This window comes from Pedobacter sp. MR22-3 (genome assembly GCF_026240075.1).
Taxonomy (GTDB): Bacteria; Bacteroidota; Bacteroidia; order Sphingobacteriales; family Sphingobacteriaceae; genus Pedobacter.
Genome location: NZ_JAPIVF010000004.1, coordinates 648,725 through 672,425, shown reverse-complemented (window position 1 = coordinate 672,425; position 23,701 = coordinate 648,725). Strand labels below are relative to the sequence as shown.

20 protein-coding genes are annotated in these 23,701 nt (G+C 40.2%); 7 read left to right on the top strand and 13 right to left on the bottom strand.

Translation table 11 applies throughout. The features are described from left to right. Nucleotides 1-53 precede the first annotated feature (53 nt). Nucleotides 54-3,434 (top strand): DEAD/DEAH box helicase, encoded by a 3,381-nt coding sequence (locus OQ267_RS12730; protein WP_265836197.1) that lies wholly within the window; start codon nt 54-56, stop codon nt 3,432-3,434. Nucleotides 3,435-3,594: 160 nt separating this feature from the next. Here OQ267_RS12730 and OQ267_RS12725 read toward each other — a convergent pair whose 3' ends face one another. From OQ267_RS12725 to OQ267_RS12710, 4 genes are all read right to left on the bottom strand, one after another. Next, nucleotides 3,595-4,416 (bottom strand): SDR family oxidoreductase, encoded by an 822-nt coding sequence (locus tag OQ267_RS12725; RefSeq protein WP_265836196.1) that lies wholly within the window; start codon nt 4,414-4,416, stop codon nt 3,595-3,597. A 39-nt stretch (nt 4,417-4,455) separates the two neighbouring features. After that, the gene (locus OQ267_RS12720; RefSeq protein WP_265836195.1) at nt 4,456-5,391 is read right to left on the bottom strand and encodes an NAD-dependent epimerase/dehydratase family protein; all 936 of its coding nucleotides are present in this window, start codon (nt 5,389-5,391) and stop codon (nt 4,456-4,458) included. Between the two features lie 88 nt (nt 5,392-5,479). Continuing rightward, on the bottom strand, nt 5,480-6,085 hold the full coding sequence (locus OQ267_RS12715) for a Crp/Fnr family transcriptional regulator (RefSeq protein ID WP_088299990.1): 606 nt from the start codon (nt 6,083-6,085) through the stop codon (nt 5,480-5,482). A gap of 46 nt (nt 6,086-6,131) precedes the next feature. After that, nucleotides 6,132-6,713 carry a thymidine kinase gene (locus tag OQ267_RS12710; RefSeq protein ID WP_088299989.1) on the bottom strand — a complete coding sequence of 194 codons (582 nt, stop codon included), beginning with the start codon at nt 6,711-6,713 and terminating at the stop codon, nt 6,132-6,134. 123 nt (nt 6,714-6,836) lie between these two features. Here OQ267_RS12710 and OQ267_RS12705 point away from each other — a divergent pair, with 123 nt between their 5' ends. After that, nucleotides 6,837-8,036 carry a hypothetical protein gene (locus OQ267_RS12705; RefSeq protein WP_088299988.1) on the top strand — a complete coding sequence of 400 codons (1,200 nt, stop codon included), beginning with the start codon at nt 6,837-6,839 and terminating at the stop codon, nt 8,034-8,036. 196 nt (nt 8,037-8,232) lie between these two features. Here OQ267_RS12705 and rodA read toward each other — a convergent pair whose 3' ends face one another. The 6 genes from rodA to purH form a co-directional block, all read right to left on the bottom strand. Next, nucleotides 8,233-9,495, bottom strand: a complete 1,263-nt coding sequence (gene rodA, locus OQ267_RS12700) for a rod shape-determining protein RodA (RefSeq protein ID WP_088299987.1) — start codon at nt 9,493-9,495, stop codon at nt 8,233-8,235. A 1-nt stretch (nt 9,496) separates the two neighbouring features. Continuing rightward, on the bottom strand, nt 9,497-11,503 hold the full coding sequence (gene mrdA / locus OQ267_RS12695; protein WP_088299986.1) for a penicillin-binding protein 2: 2,007 nt from the start codon (nt 11,501-11,503) through the stop codon (nt 9,497-9,499). Next, nucleotides 11,504-12,019, bottom strand: coding sequence for a rod shape-determining protein MreD (locus tag OQ267_RS12690; RefSeq protein ID WP_088299985.1), 516 nt, complete (start codon nt 12,017-12,019; stop codon nt 11,504-11,506). It lies immediately after the preceding gene. Next, nucleotides 12,012-12,851, bottom strand: coding sequence for a rod shape-determining protein MreC (gene mreC, locus OQ267_RS12685; protein WP_088299984.1), 840 nt, complete (start codon nt 12,849-12,851; stop codon nt 12,012-12,014). The genes OQ267_RS12690 and mreC overlap by 8 nt, the downstream gene beginning before the upstream one ends. A gap of 73 nt (nt 12,852-12,924) precedes the next feature. Then, nucleotides 12,925-13,947 (bottom strand): rod shape-determining protein, encoded by a 1,023-nt coding sequence (locus tag OQ267_RS12680; protein ID WP_010601761.1) that lies wholly within the window; start codon nt 13,945-13,947, stop codon nt 12,925-12,927. A gap of 185 nt (nt 13,948-14,132) precedes the next feature. Continuing rightward, entirely contained in the window at nt 14,133-15,659 is a 1,527-nt protein-coding gene (purH, locus tag OQ267_RS12675; RefSeq protein WP_265836194.1) for a bifunctional phosphoribosylaminoimidazolecarboxamide formyltransferase/IMP cyclohydrolase, read from the bottom strand. A 475-nt stretch (nt 15,660-16,134) separates the two neighbouring features. Between purH and OQ267_RS12670 the strand changes: the two genes are divergently transcribed. From OQ267_RS12670 to OQ267_RS12660, 3 genes are all read left to right on the top strand, one after another. Further along, on the top strand, nt 16,135-16,989 hold the full coding sequence (locus OQ267_RS12670; RefSeq protein ID WP_265836193.1) for a hypothetical protein: 855 nt from the start codon (nt 16,135-16,137) through the stop codon (nt 16,987-16,989). Between the two features lie 60 nt (nt 16,990-17,049). Then, nucleotides 17,050-17,517 carry a hypothetical protein gene (locus tag OQ267_RS12665; RefSeq protein ID WP_265836192.1) on the top strand — a complete coding sequence of 156 codons (468 nt, stop codon included), beginning with the start codon at nt 17,050-17,052 and terminating at the stop codon, nt 17,515-17,517. Nucleotides 17,518-17,681: 164 nt separating this feature from the next. Further along, complete coding sequence (locus tag OQ267_RS12660; RefSeq protein WP_265836191.1) at nt 17,682-18,641, top strand: HNH endonuclease; 960 nt, start codon at nt 17,682-17,684, stop codon at nt 18,639-18,641. Between the two features lie 445 nt (nt 18,642-19,086). Here OQ267_RS12660 and OQ267_RS12655 read toward each other — a convergent pair whose 3' ends face one another. Then, nucleotides 19,087-19,362 (bottom strand): hypothetical protein, encoded by a 276-nt coding sequence (locus tag OQ267_RS12655; RefSeq protein ID WP_265836190.1) that lies wholly within the window; start codon nt 19,360-19,362, stop codon nt 19,087-19,089. A gap of 300 nt (nt 19,363-19,662) precedes the next feature. Next, nucleotides 19,663-19,992 carry a helix-turn-helix domain-containing protein gene (locus tag OQ267_RS12650; RefSeq protein ID WP_265836189.1) on the bottom strand — a complete coding sequence of 110 codons (330 nt, stop codon included), beginning with the start codon at nt 19,990-19,992 and terminating at the stop codon, nt 19,663-19,665. A 128-nt stretch (nt 19,993-20,120) separates the two neighbouring features. On the opposite strand from OQ267_RS12650, the gene OQ267_RS12645 reads away from it, so the two are divergent. Continuing rightward, entirely contained in the window at nt 20,121-20,264 is a 144-nt protein-coding gene (locus OQ267_RS12645) for a hypothetical protein (RefSeq protein ID WP_265836188.1), read from the top strand. Here OQ267_RS12645 and OQ267_RS12640 read toward each other — a convergent pair. Next, nucleotides 20,261-20,941: a rhomboid family intramembrane serine protease gene (locus OQ267_RS12640; protein WP_265836187.1), complete on the bottom strand. Its 681-nt coding sequence runs from the start codon at nt 20,939-20,941 to the stop codon at nt 20,261-20,263. The two genes, OQ267_RS12645 and OQ267_RS12640, sit on opposite strands and share 4 nt — an antisense overlap. Before the next feature lie 222 nt (nt 20,942-21,163). On the opposite strand from OQ267_RS12640, the gene OQ267_RS12635 reads away from it, so the two are divergent. Next, nucleotides 21,164-23,329: a peptidase domain-containing ABC transporter gene (locus tag OQ267_RS12635; protein WP_265836186.1), complete on the top strand. Its 2,166-nt coding sequence runs from the start codon at nt 21,164-21,166 to the stop codon at nt 23,327-23,329. Nucleotides 23,330-23,701 lie beyond the last annotated feature (372 nt).

Here is a 23,701-nt window from a genome sequence, read left to right as displayed (position 1 = left end):
CATTTTAAACCTGCAAGGTTTATGCTATTTTTACACTTTACAAATTTGTTTAAATGAGCGAAGAAAAGGCAGGAACATCATCAGTATTCAACAATCCGTACGATTATGTATTGCCTGATTTCAACCTGAAAGATTTAAACGGCATCTTCATTCTTAAACACCTCAGCCAGGAAGTTCACACACATGGCAAAGGCTTTTTTAGTCTTCATCCCGAACAGATTGAAATTGATTTTGCCGCCTTTAGTCATCCGGAATCTGATGCGGTATTTCCAATTGTTCAGGTACAGCAAACGGCAAATGCGGTAAAATTATCCTGCCGGTGTACGGCACCAAAAAATAAATTATGTGTACACCAGGCGCAGGTATTGTATAATATTCTAAACCGGGAAGATCTCGCTATCTTTTTTGATGAGCGTTTACGCCGGCAAAAGCTGCATGCCATTGCGCTGGATTATGGATTGGAGAAGGAGCAAAATCTGGATGCTGTTTTTGTATTGAGCCATCAGGATGGAAAGTTGCAAATTAATCCTAAAATGAAAGCGCTGCAGCCTTTTGATAAAGAGGCCAGTAAACAAATGGCCAATATTTTATTGCCCCGGCAAAAGCCCAAGATTGGAAAACCTGTAATTGATTTGAGTAAAACCATTTTGGTATTTGGCCAGCATCGGTATTACAGTAACCTATCCATTGAACTATACAAGGCAGATCAAACAAAAGCCGGGAAGATTAAAAATCCGCTGCAACGGATTAACCTGAACAGTTTGTTATTTCAAACGGATGATAGTGATGAACTGAAATTCTTCAGTGGCATTGCTACTTTTCAGGCCAATTACAATAATGATCAAACGGGGGAAGAAATTGAGGCGTTAAAAGCCATTGTGAAGAATCCGCAAAAGATTCCTTTCTATCTTCAAAATCCGAAGGAAACCACTATTCAGGCATCTGCCGTTATTCCTGTAAATGTTCATTTTCTTGATCTTGATTTAAGATTATCGGTAAACCAGCTGAATGATTTTTATGAAATTACCGGGCGGTTAATTATTGAAGGTAAATCCTACGCGCTGGATCAGCTGTTGCTGGTTCATCAATATTTCGTTAAACTGAAAGACCAGCTTTATTTAATCACCAAACCTGATTTTTTGCGGGTGATAGGCTTTTTCCAGAAGCAAAGTAACCGTTTAATTTTACACAAAACCAAGTATCCGGCGTTTCAAAAGCTTATCTTAATTCCGTTAGAGGGCAGTATTCAGGTTGATTATACTTATCTGAAACCTGCTACGGCAGATCAACTGGAAGAAAAGGGCTTTGATCTTGAAAATGAAAAGTTAATTTATTTATCAGAATCTGAAGATTTTATTTTAATCACACCTGTGATGCGTTATGGAAACCTGGAGATTCCGGTACTTTCCAAGCGGCAGATTCAGGCACAGGATAAACTCGGTAATGTTTTTACCCTGCACCGTGATGAGGAAGCTGAACTGCAGTTTATTGCCAGCATTTTAAGGCAACATCCCTATTTCTATGATCAGGAAACCAATGATTCGTTCTATTTACACCGCAAACGTTTTTTAGAAGAAGGATGGTTTTTAGAAGCCTTTGAAGTGTGGCGCAATAAGGGCATTCAGCTATTAGGTTTCAACCAACTTAAAAATAACAAGCTCAATCCACACCAGGCGCAGATTAATATCGAAGTCTTAAGTGGTACCGATTGGTTTGAAACCAAGGTGAAAGTGAAGTTCGGTAAACAACAGGTGGCTTTAAAGCATTTGCATAAATCCATCCGGAATAAAAGTAAATTCATTACCCTGGATGATGGGACGCAAGGCATTTTACCACATGAATGGATTCAGAAATTCACTGATTATTTTAATGCCGGAGAGGTAACCGACGAAGCCATCCTAACTCCAAAAATCAAGTTTGCCACGCTAAATGACCTTTACGAAGATGCACTTCTTGACGGAGAGGTGAAAAATGAGTTAAAACGCTACCGCCAAAAGTTTGAGGGTACAGAAGCCATACAGGAAGTTGAGGTTCCTGAAGATTTGAAAGCTACCTTACGTCCTTATCAGAAAGACGGATTAAACTGGTTAAACTTTCTGGACGATTTTAATTTCGGGGCCTGTTTGGCAGATGACATGGGACTGGGTAAAACCATCCAGATTCTGGCCTTTATTTTGTCGCAACGTAGGAAAGTGGGCCACAATACTAACCTCGTCGTGGTTCCTGCGTCATTGATTTTCAACTGGAAAGCAGAAATTGAAAGGTTTGCACCATCCATTAAAGTTAAAACCATTTACGGTACGGAGCGGACTAAAACGACAGATCGTTTTGATGGTTTTGAGGTAGTCATTACTTCTTATGGCACCCTGCTTTCTGACATTCGCTACCTGAAGGATTATCGCTTTAATTATATTTTTCTGGATGAATCTCAACACATTAAAAATCCGGAATCACAACGGTATAAAGCGGTGAGGATGTTAAAATCGAGGAATAAAGTAGTGATGACCGGTACACCGATAGAGAACAATACTTTCGATCTTTACGGGCAACTGTCTTTTGCTTGTCCGGGTTTATTTGGGAGTAAACAGCAATTTGCCGATTTGTATTCTACGCCGATAGATCAGTTTAAGGACAAGAAAAGGGCTGAGGAACTTCAAAGGAAAATCAGTCCTTTTATGATGCGGCGTACCAAGGAGCAAGTGGCTAAAGAACTTCCGGATAAAACGGAGATTGTACTTTATTGTGAGATGGGTACGGCACAACGGGAGGTTTACGAAGCCAACAAAAAGGAAATACAGGATTATATTTTGGGTAAAACGGAAGATGAACTGTCCAAAAGTGCCATGCATGTGCTAAAAAGCATCACCATGCTGCGGCAGATTTGTAATTCAGCAGCACTGCTGGCTGACGGGAAATCATATCTCCAGGCTTCATCAAAAATCGAGGTATTAATGGAGCAGATTGAAGGCAAGTCGCAGCATCATAAGATTTTGGTGTTTTCACAATTCGTGAGTATGCTCGAGCTGATTAAAAAGGAGCTGGAGCGAAAAAATATCAGATATGAATACCTGACAGGTCAAACCCGAAACAGGGAAGAGGTGGTCAGGTCTTTTCAGGAAAGTGAGGATATTCCTGTTTTTTTAATCAGTTTGAAGGCCGGAGGAACCGGATTGAACTTAACTTCAGCTGATTATGTTTACCTGGTTGATCCATGGTGGAATCCTGCAGTAGAAAATCAGGCCATTGACCGGGCCTACCGCATCGGGCAGCATAAAAATGTAATGGCCGTTCGATTGATTTGTCCGGATACGATTGAAGAAAAGATCATGAAACTGCAGGCTTCAAAAAAAGATCTGGTGAAAAACCTCATCCAAACCGATGGTGGATTTTTTAAAGGTTTAAGTAAAAAAGAATTGTTGAGTTTGTTGGGGTAATGATTCATAAATCGTCATTGCGAACTGAAGAGCAGGGCATGGTACTGGCATGAAGCCATCTATCTTTGCTAAGCATACACGGCAAGAAAGATGGCTTCAGCTGATGAAGAACCAGCTTCGCAATGACGGCGAGAGGTATCATGCGCGCAAAGCGGAATGCTTACACTATTTCAACCTGAAATTCATAATCCAGGTATTTTGGAACGTTTACACTTTCTACGATCTTCCAGGTTTGTTTCTCCGAAATAAATCCAGGGACTACCAAACCTGTATTTTTAGCGGCAGCGCTATAAAATTCTTTTCTGTTGGGATGATCAGGAGCGCAGGCATTATAGATTCTGCCAAAAGCCTGTTTTTCTATGATGGCCATTGCAATCCCTACAGCATCCGTTTGGTGAATCAGGTTCACCGGTGCCAAACCGTTAGGAATATCCATTTTGCCGGCAAAAAATCTTCCGGGATTCCGTTCAGGTCCCATTAATCCTGCAAAACGGATAATCGTAAATCCCCCTGGCATTGCCAGTGCTAACGCTTTTTCAGCAGCCAATACCACCTTACCCGAGTCGGTATCCGGATTGGTTTCACTCAATTCGTTTACAATTTGATTTTCATCGCCGTAAACACTGGTAGAGCTAATCAAAATAATGTTTTCTACTTTCCCCTTTGCAGCGTTAATGATCGATGCTATCTTCTGCGCATAATCATTTAACTCAGGAGAATTTCGCTTCGGTGGAATACAGATAAACAAAATAGCTGCGTCAAAAAATTCCAGATCTGCTACCATCTGATCTGCACTGAAATGAACACGAAAGGGCTGTATGCCTTCCTCAGCAAGTATAGAGAGTTTTTCAGGAGTAGTGGTAGAACCTTTAACCTGATAACCCTGCTCAATAAGTTTTTTGGCAAAAGCAAGACCAAACCAGCCACAGCCTAAAATGGAAACTTTTTTTTCTGGCGCAAATTTCTGATTTTTCAACATCATCAAAGATAGTCCATCTGCATTTAACGGACGGGCGAATGGCTAAATATTTTGCTTTTTATACATCGTTTCCGAAATGTTTGTAATCCCATCCACATAGTTGGTTGGTTTAACATTAAAGTATTGCTCAAATTTTGAGGAATCAAACTGATAGTCGTGATCATATTGGTAATACATTTCTACCGTACCGGCCACCACTTTTTTAAAAAGCCCGAATAAGCGGAGCATCAGTTTGTTGATGGTCGTATATTTTGGCTGAACCTGATAGATTTCTGCAGCCAAACGCATAAATTCAATACCTGTAATGGGTTTGGCGGTAGGGAGATGCCAGATTTGATTGTCTGATTTTGGTTCCTGCCCCAGCATATACAAGCCTTTGCCCACATCGGGTATGTACGAAAAGTTATGCAGCATCTTTGGATTGCCAACCCATTGTGCACTTTGGTTTTTTGAGTATTTATCAAGTACCATCATATCAATAAAACTATTCATGGAACTGGCACCATAAAAATCAGCCGCCCTTGCTATGCTGGCCTGGATATTTCCGGTAGACACTTCATCCATTAAGCTGTTGGCTACCCTGGCACGAATTTCACCTTTAACACTGCAGGGATGATAGGGCGTTTGCTCGGTAACCGGACCATTTACCAGTCCATACATGTAAATGTTATCCAGGAAAATCAGTCGTGCGCCAACACTTTTCACTGCATTGATCACATTATTTATGATTAACGGCCATTGTTGCTGCCAGATTTTAGCATCATAAATGATACCTGCGCAAAGGTAAACCACAGTTGCACCTTTAGCCGCTTCGCATACCTGTGCTTCATTTAATAAATCTGCCTGAACCCAGCTCAGGTTTGGATTGGAAACTGCAATGGGTTTCCTGCTTACCAGTCGAACGGTTTTTTGATGGGCTAATAATTCTGCTGTAAGCGCATGGGCACTTGGTCCGCCGGCTCCTAATATCACGTACATATTTTTGTGTTTTAATGACCATCAAAAATAGGCAGGTATGCAGGCTTAAAACGTTAACAAAAGATAAGGTTTTGATTTAATGCTGAATTCAGGCATGCACCTTTAGTGTTCTCTTTCTGATTCTGGAAAGCGATACAGGGGTAATGCCCAAAAAATTAGCCACATAATGCTGAGGGATGCGCAGAAATATTTCACCGGCATTCTTTTGCATATCCAGATAACGTTCTTCCGGACTTTGAATGATAAAGCTGGCTACTCTATCCTCGTAACAACAGATGTAATATTCTGCAATCCGGCGGCCAAACTGTTCAATTTTAAAGGCAATGGCCGGATTGTTTTCCATAAGCTCAAAGTTCTTTTTAGCAATCAGGATCAGGGTGGTTTTCTCTATTGCCTGGATATAATTGGTGTTGGGCAGTCGGGTTAAAAAACTTTTGTAAGCACTTACCAACTCATTTTCAAAGCTGAAATATCCGGTAATTTCTACACCTTCCCGCACATGGAAATACCGCATGGCACCATGTAAAATAAATCCCATATGATCACAAACCTTGCCCGGAACAGCAAAAAATTCTTTTTTGTCGTAGTGCCTGAATTCGAGGTATTGCTTAAAAATTTCCCATTCTGCATCACTGAAGGAAACAAATTTTTTTAATTCACAGCGTAAGTGATTCAGGTGTATGGTATTATCCATGATGGAAGTTTAAGGCTTTATTTCTATACTCCAAGATAGGAAATTTCTATCCATTATCCAGGTGATAACAAGCCCGGCAACGTGGTTCATAACTTTCTTTTTCGCCCAATAAAACGGTCGAATCATTGGCTACTGTTCTGTAACTGAAAAGTGCCGGATTACCACAGCATACGCAAACGGCATTTACCTTGGTTACATGTTCTGCAATGGCCATTAAGGCCGGCATCGGACCAAAAGGTTTGCCGGTGAAATCCATGTCCAGGCCAGCCACAATTACCCGTATTCCCCTCAGCGCAAGTTTATTACAAACATCCGGAAGCTCATTGTCGAAAAATTGTGCCTCGTCAATGCCTACCACCTGGGTATTGGTGCCCAGTAATAAAATGGCCGAAGCACTGTCAACAGGTGTCGAGTTAATGGAATTTAAATCATGAGAAACCACTGCCGTTTCATGGTAGCGCGTATCAGTTCTTGGTTTAAAAATCTCGACATTTAATTTAGCAATCTGGGCACGCTTCAATCTTCTGATCAGTTCTTCCGTTTTGCCGGAAAACATGGAACCACAAACCACTTCAATACTTCCTGAAAATTCACCTCTTCTTCTAAAATTTTGTTCGCTAAATAACATGTCCGATCTGTTGTGCCCTGATGTGTTCTCTATTAATTTTAAACCGAACAAATATGAGAATTATGTGTTATTTTTGGGTACTTAGTTACCAACATAAATCAGCACAAAATCCGTTTTAAGTTTATGATGAACCAACAGAATATCTTCAAGAAAGTCGGCAGTATTTTAACAGAATTAAATGAGCAATATGAATTTCTTGCTCAAAATCCACAACAGCTGAATCACCTGGAGCTGGAGTTGTTTTTAGCCAATGCAGATTTTCTTGCAGATCATGTACGGATTGTTCAGAAATTGAATGTGGTGAATGAAAAGCCATCAGCCATTATTCATCAGCCGCTGCTGGAAGAACAGAATACGATTATTCTGCCTGAAACGCCGCAAAGTTATTTGGCGGATGACCAGGCTTTTGAACCTCAGGAACTGGAAGAAGTAATCACCGCAGAAGAGCAGGAGGAGCGGATTGATGTAAAACCGGAACAAGAACTGCAGGATGACGAAGAAATCAAAAATGATACTGCTGAAAAAGTACTGGAGCGCGATTTTTTTAAACCAGACCAGGATGACCACAGTTTTGAGTTTGTTTTAGGGAACCACAGTGCTGATGAACAGTTTGATTACGAAGCAAAATCGGTAGCAGAAATTTTCGACCGGCCTTTAAGTGAGGCAGAAGAGGAGATTCTGGCACAGAAAAAGAAAATACACGAAAAGGAAGAAGCACCTTTGGCACCGGAGGATGAAACGGTCCCCAATGAAGAAGATGAAATTGGTCCGGAACCTTTCTTAATTGCAAAAGATGAGGCCCCTGAACCGGAGAATCCGGAAGCCATTAAACCAGATGTTTCAACTGAAGCACCTGTAACTGAAGAAAGGGTTGTTCCGCCATCAGCACCAATACCTTCATTGCGGGATGTGGAAATGGATGAACCCATCATTTCACCACCGGTATATGAAAAACCGATTTTTACTCCTGAAGCCATTCCGGTTAAGCCGGCAGAGCAGCCTATTGCTGCAGCTAAACCTACCCAAAGTTTAAATGATTTGCTGGCTAAAACCAATGCACAGGGCGACGAACCGGTAAAGGCACCAATTGCCGATTTGAAACAGGCCATTAACCTGAATGAGAAAATGCTTTTTATTAAAGATCTGTTTAAAGGGTATAACCTGGCTTATTCAGAGGCAATCGATATCGTTAACAAAATGAACAATTTTGAAACCGCCAATAACTTTTTACAAAGCAATTATGCCATGAAGTATGATTGGGCAAGTAAACAAGCTACAGTAGATCAGTTTTATGAATTGTTGAACAGGAGGTTTAGTAAATAAGGTGTAGATCTTTGTGTGGTACCAGTTGCGGCTTACCAGTGATAAGTCCTGGCGCATCGTGTGGAACATGATCTTGCGGTAAGCACACAACATGCAATACATGATGAGGTTTTATTGAACTACAATAGTTTTGTTTAGCAATATATGTTCTTTGCTCTTTGTTCTTTTTATCTTTGTTCCTTGCTCTTTCTATCTCTTAAAAAAAGCCCATTCTGTTTGAATCCAGTTTCAGGAAGATAAATAACAATATGGTGAAACTCCATAATGAGGAACCACCGTAGCTAATCAGCGGCAAAGGAATTCCAATTACGGGAATGATGCCAATCGTCATGCCGATGTTGATAAATACGTGGAAGAAAAGAATACAGGCTACACTGTAACCATAAACCCGTGAAAAGGTAGATCTTTGCCTTTCAGCGAGATTGATTAACCTTAATAACAGAAAAATATATAAGGCAATCACCACTGAACAACCCAGAAAACCCCATTCTTCACCAATGGTAGAGAAAATAAAATCGGTACTTTGCTCTGGTACATAGCCATATTTGGTTTGTGTACCTTCTAAGAAACCACGTCCTGTTACCTGTCCGGAGCCAATGGCGATTTGCGATTGAATCACATTGTAACCAGCACCCCGGTTATCTGTTTTAAGGCCTAACATCAACTCAATCCGGCTTCTCTGGTGCGGAGCCAATACCTTTTCATAAGCTACCTTGATCAGAAATAAATAACCGATGGCCAGTACAGTAACCAGAACAGTGGAGAATATTATTTTCTGTTTCCTGCGGTTATTGTAGATAAACAGGCCGGCAACTGCGGTAATGATGATGATAAGAATATATGTTGGTACGAGGAAATCAGCAATAAACAAAACAATCATGCCCAGGAAGATCAATAAAAAGTAGCCTGATAAACCTTCGCGGTATAAGGGGAACATAAAGGCTAAAAAAACCAGTGCAGAACCCGTATCGGGCTGCAGCATAATCAATACCAAAGGTGCGCCAACAATTAATGCGGCGATGGCGATGGATTTTAAATCCCTGAATTTTGGATTAAAGCTCCCCACATACCTGGCTAAAAGCAATGCCGTGCCAAATTTGGCAAACTCTGCCGGTTGTAGCTTAAAGGAACCTATGGCAATCCAGGCCTGATTCCCGGCTACTTTATTTCCAATGACTAAAACGGCCAGTAAAAGCAGTAAAGTACCGCCATAAATAAAAGGAGAAAACACGTTAAATATTCTCCCATCGAAAAGTAATATCGACAGGCCAAGCACCAACCCTGTTAGCACGTAAATTAATTGCTTGCCGTATAGGGTATTGAAGCTAAATATAGAAGACTTTTCAGGAGGAACGGAAGCAAAAATATTAATAAAACCAACTGCACAGAGGGCGATGTAAATTAAAACTGTAATCCAGTCTACATTAAAAAAGAAACGATTTCCCTGTTGTTGCTGCATATTATTTTTGGATGACAGGTTTATCCTTTAACACTGTGGTTAACCCTTTTGGCCTGGTTGCAACAGTTTTTGTTGCTGCAGATTTCAGTTTAAGGCTGTCTTTTAATCTTTTGATGGAATCAAGCTTTTTAATTGAAATACTATCTGCCTTTACCGGTTTTGGTTTTTTCGTTTTATCAATGATGGCTGGCAATAGATTGGTTTCTGCAAAGGCTTTAACCGTATAACCATTTGCCTTTGGTTTGATGGAATCTGTTAAATATTTTTCTACTATAAAACTGGATATAGGTGCTGCATACGAGCCCCCGAAACCACCATTTTCTACAATCACAGCTATGGCAATTTTTGGGTTATCCATGGGCGCGAAGCCTATAAACACCGAGTGGTTTTTACCATGCGGATTTTGTACCGTACCCGTCTTTCCACACATCAGGATATTTGGAATTCTGGATTCCTTTGCTGTTCCCCATGAACTATTTACCGCATCTCTCATGCCTTCAATCACCGGCTGAAAGTATTTTTCATCTATACCTACATAGTTTTTCTCAAGGTATTCTTTTTTGACTACCTTTTTATCGCCAATCCCCTTAATTAAATGAGGTTTGAGGTAATAACCGCGATTGGCGATTGCTGCCATAACATTTGCCATCTGTAAGGGCGTAGAGGTAATTTCTCCCTGGCCAATGGCCTGAGAGATCACCGTGGTATATCCCCAGCGTTTGCCATAAATTTTATCGTAATGATCTGCCGTATAAAATATGCCTTTCTTTTCGAAAGGCATGTCGATGCCCAGTTTTTGGCCAAAACCCCATTTCGAAATCTGATCATGCCAGTGCGCGTAAGTCTGACGTTGATTTTTCATCCCGTTTTTGGTGATGATATTCTGAAAAACGTGACAGAAATAGGTATTACAGCTTCTGGCAATTCCGCGCTGCATGTTAATCGTGCCATCAATGTGTTCGCATTTTACCCTATGGTTTCCGGCCTGGTAATAACCCGGGCAAGTGAAGGTGGTATTCGGATCGATAGCACCATCTTGCAGGGCCACTAAAGCATCTACCGGTTTAAATGATGATCCGGGTGAATATTGACCGGCAATAGGGCGCACAATTTGCGGACGATAAGGATTGGCCAGTAAACCCATATAGTTTTTACCCCAGTCTTTTCCAACAAGCTGATTCGGATCATAACCCGGACTGCTTACAAAAGCAAGGATTTCACCTGTTGAAGGCTCTATCGCTACAATAGCACCCACCTTATTTTTCATGAGTTCTTCACCAAGCTTTTGAATTCTAATATCCAAAGAAGAGATTAAGCGATCACCGGAAACTGCATTTATATCGTATTTACCTGCCGAATAGCTTCCTTGTGCAATGTTTTTAGCATCGTAAAGCATATTGATTACACCTTTTTCCCCACGCAGAAAATCTTCATAAGAGCGCTCCAGTCCACTTTTGCCAATAAAATCACCTGGTTTATAATAGCCTTCCGATTTTTCAATATCATCCGGACTTACCTCTTTAACATAACCAAAAAGCTGTCCGGCAATGCTGTCCGGATAGTGCCTGATGGTTCTGTCCTGCGTTCTGAAACCTGGAAAACGGTACATAATTTCCTGAAGACGGGCATAGGATTGTACAGAAATCTGACGGTCAAAAAAAGTAGCCTGATAAGCAGATTGCGCTTTGGCCTTTTTTAATTTCTTACGTACATCAGCCACTGAAATTTCCAGTGCCTGTGCCAGTGCGAGGGTATCAAAGGGTTTAACCTCGCTTGGGGTTACCATCAAATCATATACCGGCTCATTTTGAACGATCACTTTCATGTTCCGGTCCAGAATGGCACCCCGGGCAGGGTATTTATAAAGCTTGCGTAAAACGTTACTCTCCGCAGAAAGAAAATATTTATCACTCACCACCTGGATATAGAATAACTTCCCCAGCAAAATCAGGGCAATAACAATAAATAATCCCTGAATGATATATTTTCGGTTAAATAACTGATCCATTTAGCGCGATGTTCTTTTATAGAATATAAACTCTACCAATAAAATAATAAGCAGTGTAAAGATACAACTTATGCCGCATCTCATTAAGGTGTAACCAATTTCTGTTAACCTGAATGTTTCTAAAAAAAACAGTACCAAATGATGTGCAATCACACAAAGAAAAGCATAAAGCGAAAACCACTGGAAGCCCATATAGCTTAACGAAGGTTCAGGGTCATCAATGGCGTCGCGGTTTAAACTAATGGAAATAAAAGAAATCCTGACAAATGCCAGTACCACACAGGCGGTAGCATGTACGCCCATGGTGTCGTAAAAAGCATCTAATGTTAAGCCTGTTCCGAAAGCCAGCAGGTAAAGCAAAATATTTGGCATGCCGAATGGCAGGAGCAATAAAAAAAGAATATAAATAAATGGCGTAGACAGGTCATAAAAGCCCATGTTCTTCAGCAGAAAAATCTGCACAAAAAGCAATACAAACCACCTGATTATATTTACGATTATAATTCTGCTATTCATTTGGTTTAACTAAACTTTCTAAAGCTTTCTGTTCTTCTGCTTTTTTATCTTTTATTACGTAAACATATTGTAACGTACTAAAATCAGTCACCAGATTCAGTTCTCCCGACAGGAAATTATCATTGGTGGCTACATTGGGCTTGATGATTTTTCCTACAAAAATGCCGGCAGGGAAGGAGCCATATCCTGATGTGATCACCGAATCACCCACATACATTTTGATGTGGTTGGGCACTTCTTTAATAAAAGCTTTTCTGATATCAAAATTACCATCTCCCCAAACCAAAGAGCCCAGGGCATGATTTTTCTTTAAACTTACACTAATCCGGGTATCCTTATGCAGCAAAGACTGGATGGTGGCCAGGTGTTCAGAAACATCCCTGATCAGCCCCACTACCCCACGCTGAGGTGCAATTACGGCCATCCCGTTTTTAATTCCATCTACACTTCCCTTATTGATAGTCATGATGTTATTGCGCAATGTCACTGAATTTTTAACCACTTTGGCCGCCAGATAAGTGTATTGCTGATCAGTTAAGGTATCCACTACTTTAACATCTTTAGCGGTATCTATGGTATGTAAAGCGAGTAATTCACTTTTAAGTTTAGCATTTTCAGCGGCTAAACTGTCATTCACCATTCCGAGGTTTAAATATCTTTTAAAAACATTCAGCCTTTCATAAGCCGTTCCGATCACCTCATTCGAGGAGTTGAGCGTAACACTCCTTTGGTAGGCGTTATTTTTTACAGTGAGGTAAATCCCGATCAGGAAAAAAATAATAAACAGGAAAAATGCGTTATATCTGCTGACAAAAATCCAAAGGTTACGCATTCGGGTTGTAAGTTATGAGTTATAGGTTATAAGTCTGGGCCTTTAAACCGTAACCTATAACCCGTAACTGTAATTATTGCATTAAGAATTTATATCCGCCAATGTTTTTCAACGCAATACCTGTTCCACGAACTACGGCACGAAGCGGATCTTCGGCAACGTGTACCGGTAATTTTGTTTTTGCTGCTACACGTTTATCTAAACCTCTTAATAACGCACCTCCGCCTGTTAAATAAATACCCGTCTGGTAAATATCTGCAGAAAGTTCCGGAGGGGTAATCTCTAATGCCTTAAGAATCGCTTCTTCTATTTTGGAGATTGATTTATCTAAACAATGGGCAATTTCGGTATAGGATACGGTGATTTGTTTTGGAACACCCGTCATTAAATCACGACCCTGAACAGCGAAATCAGCAGGAGCATCCTGTAACTCTGGTAATGCTGCACCCACCTCAATTTTAATTTTCTCGGCAGTACGATCGCCAATCATGATGTTATGCTGGCGACGGATATAATTCACAATATCTGAATCGAAGTTATCACCCGCCACGCGGATGGACTGGTCGCACACAATACCGGATAAGGCAATCACCGCAATTTCAGTAGTACCACCACCGATATCGATGATCATGTTACCCATAGGTTCTTCCACGTCGATCCCGATACCTACGGCAGCAGCCATGGGTTCGTGGATGAGGTAAACCTCTTTTGCGCCTGCAATTTCAGCGGAGTCACGTACCGCACGTTTTTCCACTTCAGTGATCCCGGAAGGAATACAAATAACCATTCTTAAAGAGGGAAACATCCAGCCTTTACCACCGTTCAACATGCGGATCATGCCTTTTATCATCGCTTCAGCAGCGTTGAAATCAGCAATTACACCATCTTTTAATGGGCGAACAGTCTTGATATTATCATGGGTTTTACCCTCCATTTGCATCGCCTGACGGCCGATGGCAATGACCTTGTTTGTCGTACGATCAAAAGCTACGATAGATGGTTCGTCTACCACAACTTTATCATTATGTATAATCAGGGTATTCGCAGTACCTAAATCGATGGCCACTTCCTGCGTAAACCAATTGAATAATCCCATGTATGAGTTTTATTTTCTTTAATTGTTAAATCTATACTATTCCTAATGTAAAAATAGCTTTTTTATTGTTTAGTTCGTTGGTTTTTTAGTTTGATGGTATTTAGTTGCTCAGTCTTGCCTGTTTAACCCATGTAGATTTTAAATTTTTAAGTCTTCAATCTCAACCAACCAGCCAACCAAACCACCTAGTGCTTAAAGTGTCTTACACCGGTAGTGACCATTGCAATGCCTTTTTCATTTGCTTTTGCCACAGAATCTGCATCTTTAATGGATCCGCCCGGTTGCAAAACAGCAGTGATTCCGGCATCGGCAGCAATCTCCACACAATCAGGAAAAGGGAAAAAGGCGTCTGATGCCATGGCACAACCTGCTACACTGAAACCGAATGAAGCGGCCTTGTCGATGGCTTGTCTTAAGGCATCCACACGTGAAGTCTGGCCCACACCACTGGCAATCAATACATCATTCTTAACCAGAACAATGGTGTTTGATTTAGTATGTTTCACAATTTTATTGGCGAAGTACAGGTCTTTTAATTCTTGCGCAGTAGGAGCCTTTTCGGTAACGGTAGTCATTTGCTCCGGACCTTCGATAATTAAATCTTTATCCTGCTCAATCACGCCGTTTAATAAGGTTTTAAATTGTTTTTTGCTTAATTCAACATCGTTGCGCTGTAAAATCACTCGGTTTTTCTTTTTGCTGAATAACTCCACCGCTTCCGGCTGATAGGAAGGTGCAATCAGGACCTCAAAAAACAGGTTGTTAATCTCTTCTGCGGTTGCTAAATCTACTGCTACATTGGTAATTAAAACGCCGCCAAAAGCCGAAACCGGATCACATGCCAAAGCATCAATCCAGGCCTGTTTTACGGTAGGGCGGGAAGCAATACCACAGGCATTGGTGTGTTTTAAGATGGCAAAAGTGGGGTCTTCAAATTCATCGATCAGTGCCACAGCAGCATCCACATCTACCAGGTTATTATAGGAAAGTTCTTTTCCGTTCAGTTTGGTAAACATGGCATCCAGGTCTCCATAAAATACGGCTCCCTGGTGCGGGTTTTCACCATAACGCAAGGTTTTAGCTTCCGTTACGCTTTGTTTAAAAACGTCTAATGGTTCTTCCTGATTAAAATAATTAAAAATGGCCGTATCGTAATGTGATGAAGTATGAAAAGCTGTTTTAGCAAATGATTTACGTTGTGCCAATGTGGTTTCGCCATTTTGTGCTTCCAGTTGCGCCTGTAAAGTAGGATAGTCGTGCTTAGAGGCAATGATCACCACATCATTAAAGTTTTTCGCAGCAGCACGGATGAGTGAAATACCACCGATGTCAATTTTTTCAATAATTTCTGCTGCTGTTCCGCCGGCTTTTACCGTTTCTTCAAAAGGATATAAATCGACAATAACCAAGTCAATTTCAGGGATTTCATATTCAGCGATTTGCTCCTGGTCGCCGGATAAACCCCTGCGATTTAAAATTCCGCCAAAAACTTTTGGATGCAGTGTTTTCACACGCCCGCCTAAAATAGAGGGGTAACCTGTTAAATCTTCCACTGCGGTAACCGGTAAATTTAAATCTTTAATAAATTGCTCTGTTCCACCGGTAGAGAATAACTGAACGCCCTGAGCGGCCAATAACTTTACCAATGGCTCCAAACCATCTTTATAATATACTGAAATTAAAGCGTTTTTAATTTTAATGGACTGACTCATTCTACTGTAAATTTTGAGCCGCAAAGGTAGTAAAAGCGGATGGTTTTTTTGTTATGTTGGAAAGGTAAAAATAGAATAACCCGATGCACAAAAAATCTTGAGGTATCCTGTTGGTCTGAATGGCGGATAAAACCTATTTACTGCCAGGGCCAGGTAAACAGGAGTTTAGTTGCCAGTTTACCAGTTGTTTTGTTCCGCTTTAGCTTTTCCAGTCTATATCAGGCACTCTCCATTCGTCACCTAGTCTACAGATCCTCGCTTTTTTCTCTTGCCGGGGACAAGATCGTAAACGCAGACTCGAAGCAGGGTCGAAGCAGGCTCAGGGCAAGTGTAATGCAAGCCCGGGCAAAAGGTGGACTAGTGGTAGACTAAAGGCAGACTTATGGTGGACTTTACCGGAAGTTTGATTGGTATGGGAAGCAGAAATTTGCTATTTTAGAAGTATAATCTTCAGACTACGCTAATATACAACATTATGGCCACATTAAACGGGATGATGCGATTTTCCGGGCAACTCGGAGAACTTGTTTTTTATAGAAGAGGTAAGACAGATGTGGTGCGGCAAAAGGCGGCAGCATACACACTTTCTGAAAACAGCCGGAAAAGTGCTGCAGATTTTGGGGCGGCCAGCAGAAATGGTGCTTACATCAGAAAGGCTTTTGCACCGATGGTGAAGCGTTACGGCTATGGTGACCTGCATAACCGACTCAATAAAAAACTTGTTGACGTGTTTAAAACCATACCTGCTGCCTGTGCCGGCCAAAAGAAACTGCAAGACGGCAATATCAGCCTGTTGCAGGATTTTGAATTTAATGCAGCCACACGGCTTGACCACCTTTTGCTGCAAAAGCCTCAGTTTAGCTTAGCAGGCCCTGATACGATGGTGTTGCAATTGCCCAAAACCGATATCCTGCAGCTGGTTAAACGCATTCCGAAAGCGGATGCCTGCATATTGCAGGTGATGTTGTTCAATTTTGATGTGGACAGCGGTCAGTATGAAATTATCAGCATTAACGATCTTTGCCTTTCTTTTGAACAAGCGGATTTTCCCGGTGCTCAACTGCAGGTGCCTTTTGCGCATCAGGGCGACCGCCTGGTGCTGGTGGCTATGGGCATCTCTTATCTGCACCGGGAAGTGCAGAAGGCCGACCGCCGCTATTTTGCCTGCCAGCTGGCCTATTGCCGCCACTTAAAGGATGGGGTTGAAGTAGCGTTTATTCCGCCAGCTGCCCAGGTGAGTGCTCCTATTCAGGAGGCGGAAGCGGGGATCAGCTGGATCTTAGCCGCTCCGTCGGGGCTTTCTGACAGCCTGGAGCAATCTCCCTCTTAAAATTTAAGGCCTGATCATGTTGACCCAAGCCTGGAGGCATTAAATCAATCACTTATTGGAATGGAACTCAAATTTAAATCTTTACTACTGATCTCGGTATTGACCACATTTACCGCTTTAATCGCTTCCTTTGTGGCATTGCCAGATCAATCAGGATATGCAGGGCTGTTTTTTATAGGCCTGAGTCCGGTATTTATTGGTGTTTTTATCATCTGGACCCTTATTTTATCCCCTGTCGTTCACCGTAAAGAGGGTTTTAACCAATTAATGGTCATCCTTTTAAGCACCATCGTGTTTGAATATGTGGTGGTGATCTTCGCCATGTGGTTCATGAGCAGCGATCAGCCTGGTTATCACCTGAATACTTTTCTGTCAGATTGTGCCGACCTTTTCCGTGACATCGCCATATTGGTTTGCATGGTCGTGACCGCTGCCACTTATTCTTTATTATGGACATATCTATTGAAGACCCATAAAAAGCTACCTGAGCTAAAACCTCATGAACATAAGCCGGGTGATTCTAAATGATTTGAATCTGGTGAATGTCACATCATTTGATTTATTATTTCGGGTTGTGCTGGCTGTATAGCCCGAAGTATTTTATCGCCTATGGCATAAAAGAGATCAGTTTATGCAGGATTAAATTTCCAAAACCCCCATCATTTGATTAGCTTCGGAAATATTTTGCCCTCTTGAATTCATCCCTTCAAAAATACCTCAAAGCTTTTAGCCGCCTTAAACAAGGTGTAACGCAATATGGCCCAGCTCCGCATAAGCCTATATTATTGCTGAGCCTGATCGAGCTCATTGAAAAAGGTTTGGTCATTAATAACCAGTTTGAAGTTAATGCCGATTTAGTGGCTACTTTTAAAGAGAACTGGCTTTTGCTTGTATCCACTTTGCACCAACCTGATTTTACCCAGCCTTTTTATTATCTGCAAAGCGAAAAAACAGAAGGGCAGCCATATTGGATGTTGCAACCCAATTTGGGCATGCAAATCAACGCACATATCAAATCGGTAACCCGATTAAGCGAAACCTGTGCCTTCGGCTATTTTGATCCACAGTTATTTCTATTATTAAGTGATGCCAACAACAGGTCAGTGGCTACTGCAGTATTGCTTGATACTTATTTTGCCGAAGGCAAGGCCGGTTTTATTGCAGCCAAAAAACATGGCGATGGTTACCTGCATGATCAGGAGGATTTTGTATTAAATGAACCCGAAGCTAAATATAAGCGCATCTCTATCAATACAGAAGAGGATGTTTTCGTTAGAAACGGATTGTTCAAAAAACTAGTGCCGAAAATTTATGGTAACCAATGCAGTTTTACGGGCATGCAATTGAGCAGTACCTTCGGGCATAGCTTTGTTGATGCCTGCCACATTGTGCCTTTTAGCCAAACACATGATGATCAGGTCACCAATGGCATAGCTTTATGCCCTAATTTACACAGGGCTTTTGACCGTGGACTTGTCAGTATTTCTGCTGACTACACCATTCTTGTTTCTGATCATGTGATTGAAAAGGAAACCCATGCATATACCTTGAAAGGATTGGCAGGAAGAAAAATTTTATTGCCAAATAAAAGAATTCATTTTCCAGGGGCGGAAGCAGTGGAGTGGCATCGGGAGAATATATTTAAGCGTTAAACGAGAAATGCCTTGCAAAACAATTGATGGAAACACTAGAAATATTTTAGTATCTGATCAACCGACAACCTGCCCAACGTGCGGCAATAGAATGTGGCTACTTTTAGGGGAATCCCAGAAATACTGTTTACAAATGATTAATTTAGAGTATGGAAAGTTCATATAATTAAATTTTTGAAATGACTGGCAGGGAAATTCACGATAAGCGTTGCTAATACTGAATGAGGCTCGTAAGATGGCTTGGAACATGGAATGCCAATTTACTGAGAAAATGAATGATGTACTGAAGATGATTTAATTATATATGCGTACGAAGGAGATAAGACAGAGCTTGTTTCTATCGGTGCAATTAATAGGAAAAGAACGGTTGTAAAGGAGTTGACATCATCAAGCGGAGAGAAATTAGTGAACTGCGAACGTGTACTGTAGGTGTCAACTTCAAACACTACTGTTTTTTTAAATATTTTACCCGAATGAAATCAAATCCCCAAATGATGATCACTAACACGAGCATATCTAATAGAAAATTGCTGGTATTAAAGCCGATATGGGCCAATGCAATATCAGCGGGATCTATTTTGCCATAGGTGTATTTGTTAAACGTTAAAGGAAATCCGATTGAAGTAAAACCGTCTGATTCTGCTTCAAATGTTGCGTAAATAAGCGTGGTTACGATAAAAACCGCAATGGCTAATAAAGTGGGTTTCGTATGGATATTCATCAACCTAAATTTAATCTGCCAAATTTGTAATTTTCAATCATGATGTTCATCTGTTCAGGGGTAATTGTGGTGGAGGTAGCATAATCGGCTATTTGGAGCCTAATGCTAAGCATTATTGGTTAAAAGACTGGGTTTGGCATTTATAACCTGGATTTTTTGCCCGGAAATAAACCCATAAATTTTTGTGGCCTATTAAAGGCCTATTAGCAAACCCGCCATACAGCGTTATATCAATTATGGAGGATAAATGCATGGTTGGTGCTTATTTATAACCTCATAGGTTCCTTGCAAATAGGTAAATTACATGTTTAGGATCTCATTTTTGACTTTTCTATATCTCATTTTCGCTTTATACCAATACCATAAACCCTTAACTTTGCTTACGATCGGAGCCAGGAGATACTCGTGAGTCCCGAACATGCTGCTAGCGAGTGATGGAGGTAAAAGATCATAAATAGAGGTATCCAAAACTTTTGCAATCATATAAAGATGGCTGGCTTTCATTTCTGTTTCTCCTCTTTCGATTTTAGAATAAGCAGCCTGTGAAATCCCTATAGTGTATGCAACTGCATACTGTGATATTTTTTTCGCTTCCCGGATGTTCCTTATGTTTTCTCCTATCTGTTTCATAATCTACTTGCAAAATAAATAACTTAAATAATAACCACAAGTTATAGGGTATAACTTGTCGTTGTTGCCATGCGCTTAGTCAGTTTCCATTTTTGTGTATTAACATTCACAACCTTAATTACTAAAAAATGGAAAACTTAAGTTACGATGAAATGATCGAAATCAAAGCTGGTTCTAAAGAAAAAGAAAGAAGCACATTTGATTCAGCGGTAAATGCAATAGGGGGAGCAATTTTAGGAACCGTAGGACTCATTGCCAGTTGGTTTGATTAATTATAAAAATGCCTCCAAAGTTCTTTTACTAATTCAGGCCTAATCACCATAGCTACCAATAGTCCAATCATAAATCCCAAAATATGAACCCAATGGTTGGTCTTCGATTTTTTGAATACGATGGGCATTAGGATCAGTATTAAAAGAAGCACCCACGCAAACTCATAACTATAATATAAAAACGGCAAAACTTTATAGGGCTTTTCAGGATGATCTAATGGCAAGTAAAGTAATGAAAATCCAAGAAATCCGAAAACTGCTCCGGAAAACCCTAATGTAGTATAAGCTAGTTCCGTTTTTTTAACAGCACTGATAATCAGGTTAGGCAATATGATTGATACAAGTAATAACAAAGCATAAATTAATACGATCATTTTATATGGAAACCGCTCTTCCAAAATGATATACTCAACATCTCTTGCAGCACCATAAAATATGTAAATGTTTACTAAGAGATGAACCCAGCCGCGATGAATAAAGGCAGAAGTAAAAAGGGTATAGTACTTTTTTTTTGCAAAGACTTCAAAGGGATGTAACAACAGCACCTGCCGAACCTTTTTAAAATAGAAACCGGCAACACTTGTCAGCAATATTGTCAGGCACAAGGTATAAGTGAGTGGCAACTCATTAATTTTAGGGAACATAGACATAGATATTTGCAATATAACCAAAATCACTATTTTTTAGTCTAACCTCCCTTTTTAAAAGCCTTTAGTGCATTTAACTATATCTCTTACTGAAGGATGCTTCTCCATAAAGGTATAGCAATTTTGCTAAGTAAGTTCCGAACAGAAAAAGGATCAAAGTGGTGGTAAGAAAGCTATGCCTTGCACCTTGCTTGGATTCTATTAACCAGCAACACAAATTTCACTTATATATTACAACAAACCGATACTTAATTGCAGAGATACAATAAAAACATAAAACAACATGATACAACAGATTGTGGGGCCGCATGTTTAGCTTCAGTTGTAGCACATTATGGTTTGAAGGTGCCTGTAGCAAGGATTAGACAGCTAGCTTCAACAGATGATAGCGGAACAAATATATTTGGAATGGTGGAGGCAGCAGCAGCATTAGGATTCAAGGCAAAAGGAGTAAGGACTAATCTGGAAAACCTCGGCAACATACCTCTTCCTGCAGTAGCCTGTATAAAAAAGCCAAATGGCGATAATCATTTTATTGTGTTAGATAAAGTCGGGCACTCCTCCGTTACCATTATGGATCCTGCCGATGGAAAGAGTCATCGTTATAGTGATGAAAAATTCGGGACCCAATGGAATGGCATATTAATCTTGTTTAGTGTAAGTGAAAAATTTGTGCCTGGCACATTCACTCGCTCAGTATTTTCACGCTTTTGGACACTGATTTCCGCTCAAAAAGTAATGTTATTTCAGGCTTCGTTGTGCGCATTAATTTATACCGTTTTAGCTTTATCATCTTTTCTCTTCATTAAAAGAATTACTGATAGCATCATAATCGCGGGAGACTATGGATCATTAAATTTAGTTGTCATGGGCATGTTGGTTGTGCTTGTCTTTCAGGTGATTATCGGTGCATTGAAAGGGGTACTCTTACTTAAAACAGGAAAAAATATCGATTCCTCGCTTATTCTGGGGTATTACAAGCACTTGATGGGCCTGCCCCAAAAGTTCTTTGATGCTATGCGTGTTGGGGAGATCATTTCGCGTATAAATGATGCAGTAAAAATACGGTCTTTCATCAATGAAGTAAGTGTAAATTTGATGGTAAGCCTCTTTATCGTAGTTCTCTCATTGATATTCTTGGTCTTTTATCATTGGAAATTAGGCCTGACTTTATTTTTATTGTTACCACTTTACCTCATTATTTACCTTATTACGGATAGGGTGAATAGCGGTTCACAGCGCAGAATCATGGAAAACTCAGCTCAATTGGAATCTCAATTAGTAGAAAGCCTAACTTCTGTTAGTACATTAAAGCGGTTCAATCTCCAATACTTTTCGAATGATCAAATTCAAGAAAGAATACATGTTTTGCTAAAATCTGTATTCGTTTCTGGAATAAACTCAATAATATCAGGCATTTCGACAGAATTTATTTCTCGCCTGATTGCAATATTACTTTTATGGATCGGCTCCAAGGCTGTTTTTCAAGGAGAGGTTACGCCCGGGACTTTACTCTCTTCTTATATTCTTATAGGCTACTTTACCGGGCCATTGACTGCATTGGTCAGCGCAAACAGATCTATCCAGGATGCAATTATTGCCTCTGACAGGCTCTTCGAAATTATGGATCTTGAAACGGAAGATAAAGGGGGAAACGTAATTTTCTCAAAATCTAATATGGGAGATATACGGTTTAATAAGGTAAGTTTTAGATATGGCAGCAATCGAAATGTTTTGAATGAACTAAACTTTACGATCGATAAGGGATCACTCACGGCAATTGTTGGCGAAAGTGGATGTGGTAAATCTACATTAACTTCCCTTCTTCAGCATCTGTATACACCTACCTCAGGGGAAATATTAATAGGAGATCATCTGATTTCTGATTTTGAGGTATCAACTTTGCGTAGATTGATTGCGATTGTCCCGCAGGAGGTTGATATTTTTTCTGGTAACGTAATTGATAATATCGCACTTGGAGAACAGAATCCTGATATGCAGCACATCATCAGTATATGCCTTAATTTAGGTATACTTTCTTTTATAGAGAATTTGCAGGACGGATTTTACACCAGGATTGGAAAAAATGGAATAATTTTATCAGCTGGTCAAAAACAGAGGCTTGCGATTGCAAGGGCCTTGTACTTTGATCCGGAAATATTAGTCTTAGATGAGGCTACTTCTGCGCTTGACTCAATTTCAGAGCAATTTGTTCAACAAATAATTACCAATTTGCGTTCTAAAGGAAGAACTGTTATTGTTATTGCCCATCGGCTAACCACCATTCAACATGCCGATAGGATAATAGTTCTGAAAAATGGAATAATTCAGGAAGATGGTTGCCACTCAGCTCTTATGAGTTACAAAGGAACTTATTATGATTTGTGGACGCAGCAATTTGGTAATTTCGTTCACTGAAGTAGCTAGTTAATTTAGGTTTCTATACCTGGGCTTAAAAATAACCGGGAAAAAAAATCAAGAAGATCATAGTCTAGACCTCAGTTTTCTCAGTTATTTTCATTTTAAATAGTTTATAATATGAGTCCGATTGCACTCATGATCCAAGCACCGTTAATAGAGGAAATCTGGATTTATTTTAGACATGCTTATCATATTGCAAATGCTAAGCGTTATACTTCGGCTTGATTTGAAATACTTTAGCAGTTCTTAACCAGATTAATTAGGGAAATTGTGCTTTCATGTAAAAATTTATCATTTTTCAACTATGCTAATTGATCTTCCTTTAGCCAGTTATATGGATTTTATTTATATTAAATGTAAATCGGCTGA

Coding starts and splice junctions, on each gene's coding strand:
- mrdA (WP_088299986.1), bottom strand. CDS start 11,503: ATGGATCAGTTATTTAACCGAAAATATATCATTCAGGGATTATTTATT.
- OQ267_RS12645 (WP_265836188.1), top strand. CDS start 20,121: ATGGAAAACTTAAGTTACGATGAAATGATCGAAATCAAAGCTGGTTCT.
- OQ267_RS12730 (WP_265836197.1), top strand. CDS start 54: ATGAGCGAAGAAAAGGCAGGAACATCATCAGTATTCAACAATCCGTAC.
- mreC (WP_088299984.1), bottom strand. CDS start 12,851: ATGCGTAACCTTTGGATTTTTGTCAGCAGATATAACGCATTTTTCCTG.
- OQ267_RS12705 (WP_088299988.1), top strand. CDS start 6,837: ATGATGAACCAACAGAATATCTTCAAGAAAGTCGGCAGTATTTTAACA.
- OQ267_RS12665 (WP_265836192.1), top strand. CDS start 17,050: ATGGAACTCAAATTTAAATCTTTACTACTGATCTCGGTATTGACCACA.
- OQ267_RS12670 (WP_265836193.1), top strand. CDS start 16,135: ATGGCCACATTAAACGGGATGATGCGATTTTCCGGGCAACTCGGAGAA.
- rodA (WP_088299987.1), bottom strand. CDS start 9,495: ATGCAGCAACAACAGGGAAATCGTTTCTTTTTTAATGTAGACTGGATT.
- OQ267_RS12650 (WP_265836189.1), bottom strand. CDS start 19,992: ATGAAACAGATAGGAGAAAACATAAGGAACATCCGGGAAGCGAAAAAA.
- OQ267_RS12715 (WP_088299990.1), bottom strand. CDS start 6,085: ATGGATAATACCATACACCTGAATCACTTACGCTGTGAATTAAAAAAA.
- OQ267_RS12690 (WP_088299985.1), bottom strand. CDS start 12,019: ATGAATAGCAGAATTATAATCGTAAATATAATCAGGTGGTTTGTATTG.
- purH (WP_265836194.1), bottom strand. CDS start 15,659: ATGAGTCAGTCCATTAAAATTAAAAACGCTTTAATTTCAGTATATTAT.
- OQ267_RS12680 (WP_010601761.1), bottom strand. CDS start 13,947: ATGGGATTATTCAATTGGTTTACGCAGGAAGTGGCCATCGATTTAGGT.
- OQ267_RS12655 (WP_265836190.1), bottom strand. CDS start 19,362: ATGAATATCCATACGAAACCCACTTTATTAGCCATTGCGGTTTTTATC.
- OQ267_RS12725 (WP_265836196.1), bottom strand. CDS start 4,416: ATGATGTTGAAAAATCAGAAATTTGCGCCAGAAAAAAAAGTTTCCATT.
- OQ267_RS12710 (WP_088299989.1), bottom strand. CDS start 6,713: ATGTTATTTAGCGAACAAAATTTTAGAAGAAGAGGTGAATTTTCAGGA.
- OQ267_RS12720 (WP_265836195.1), bottom strand. CDS start 5,391: ATGTACGTGATATTAGGAGCCGGCGGACCAAGTGCCCATGCGCTTACA.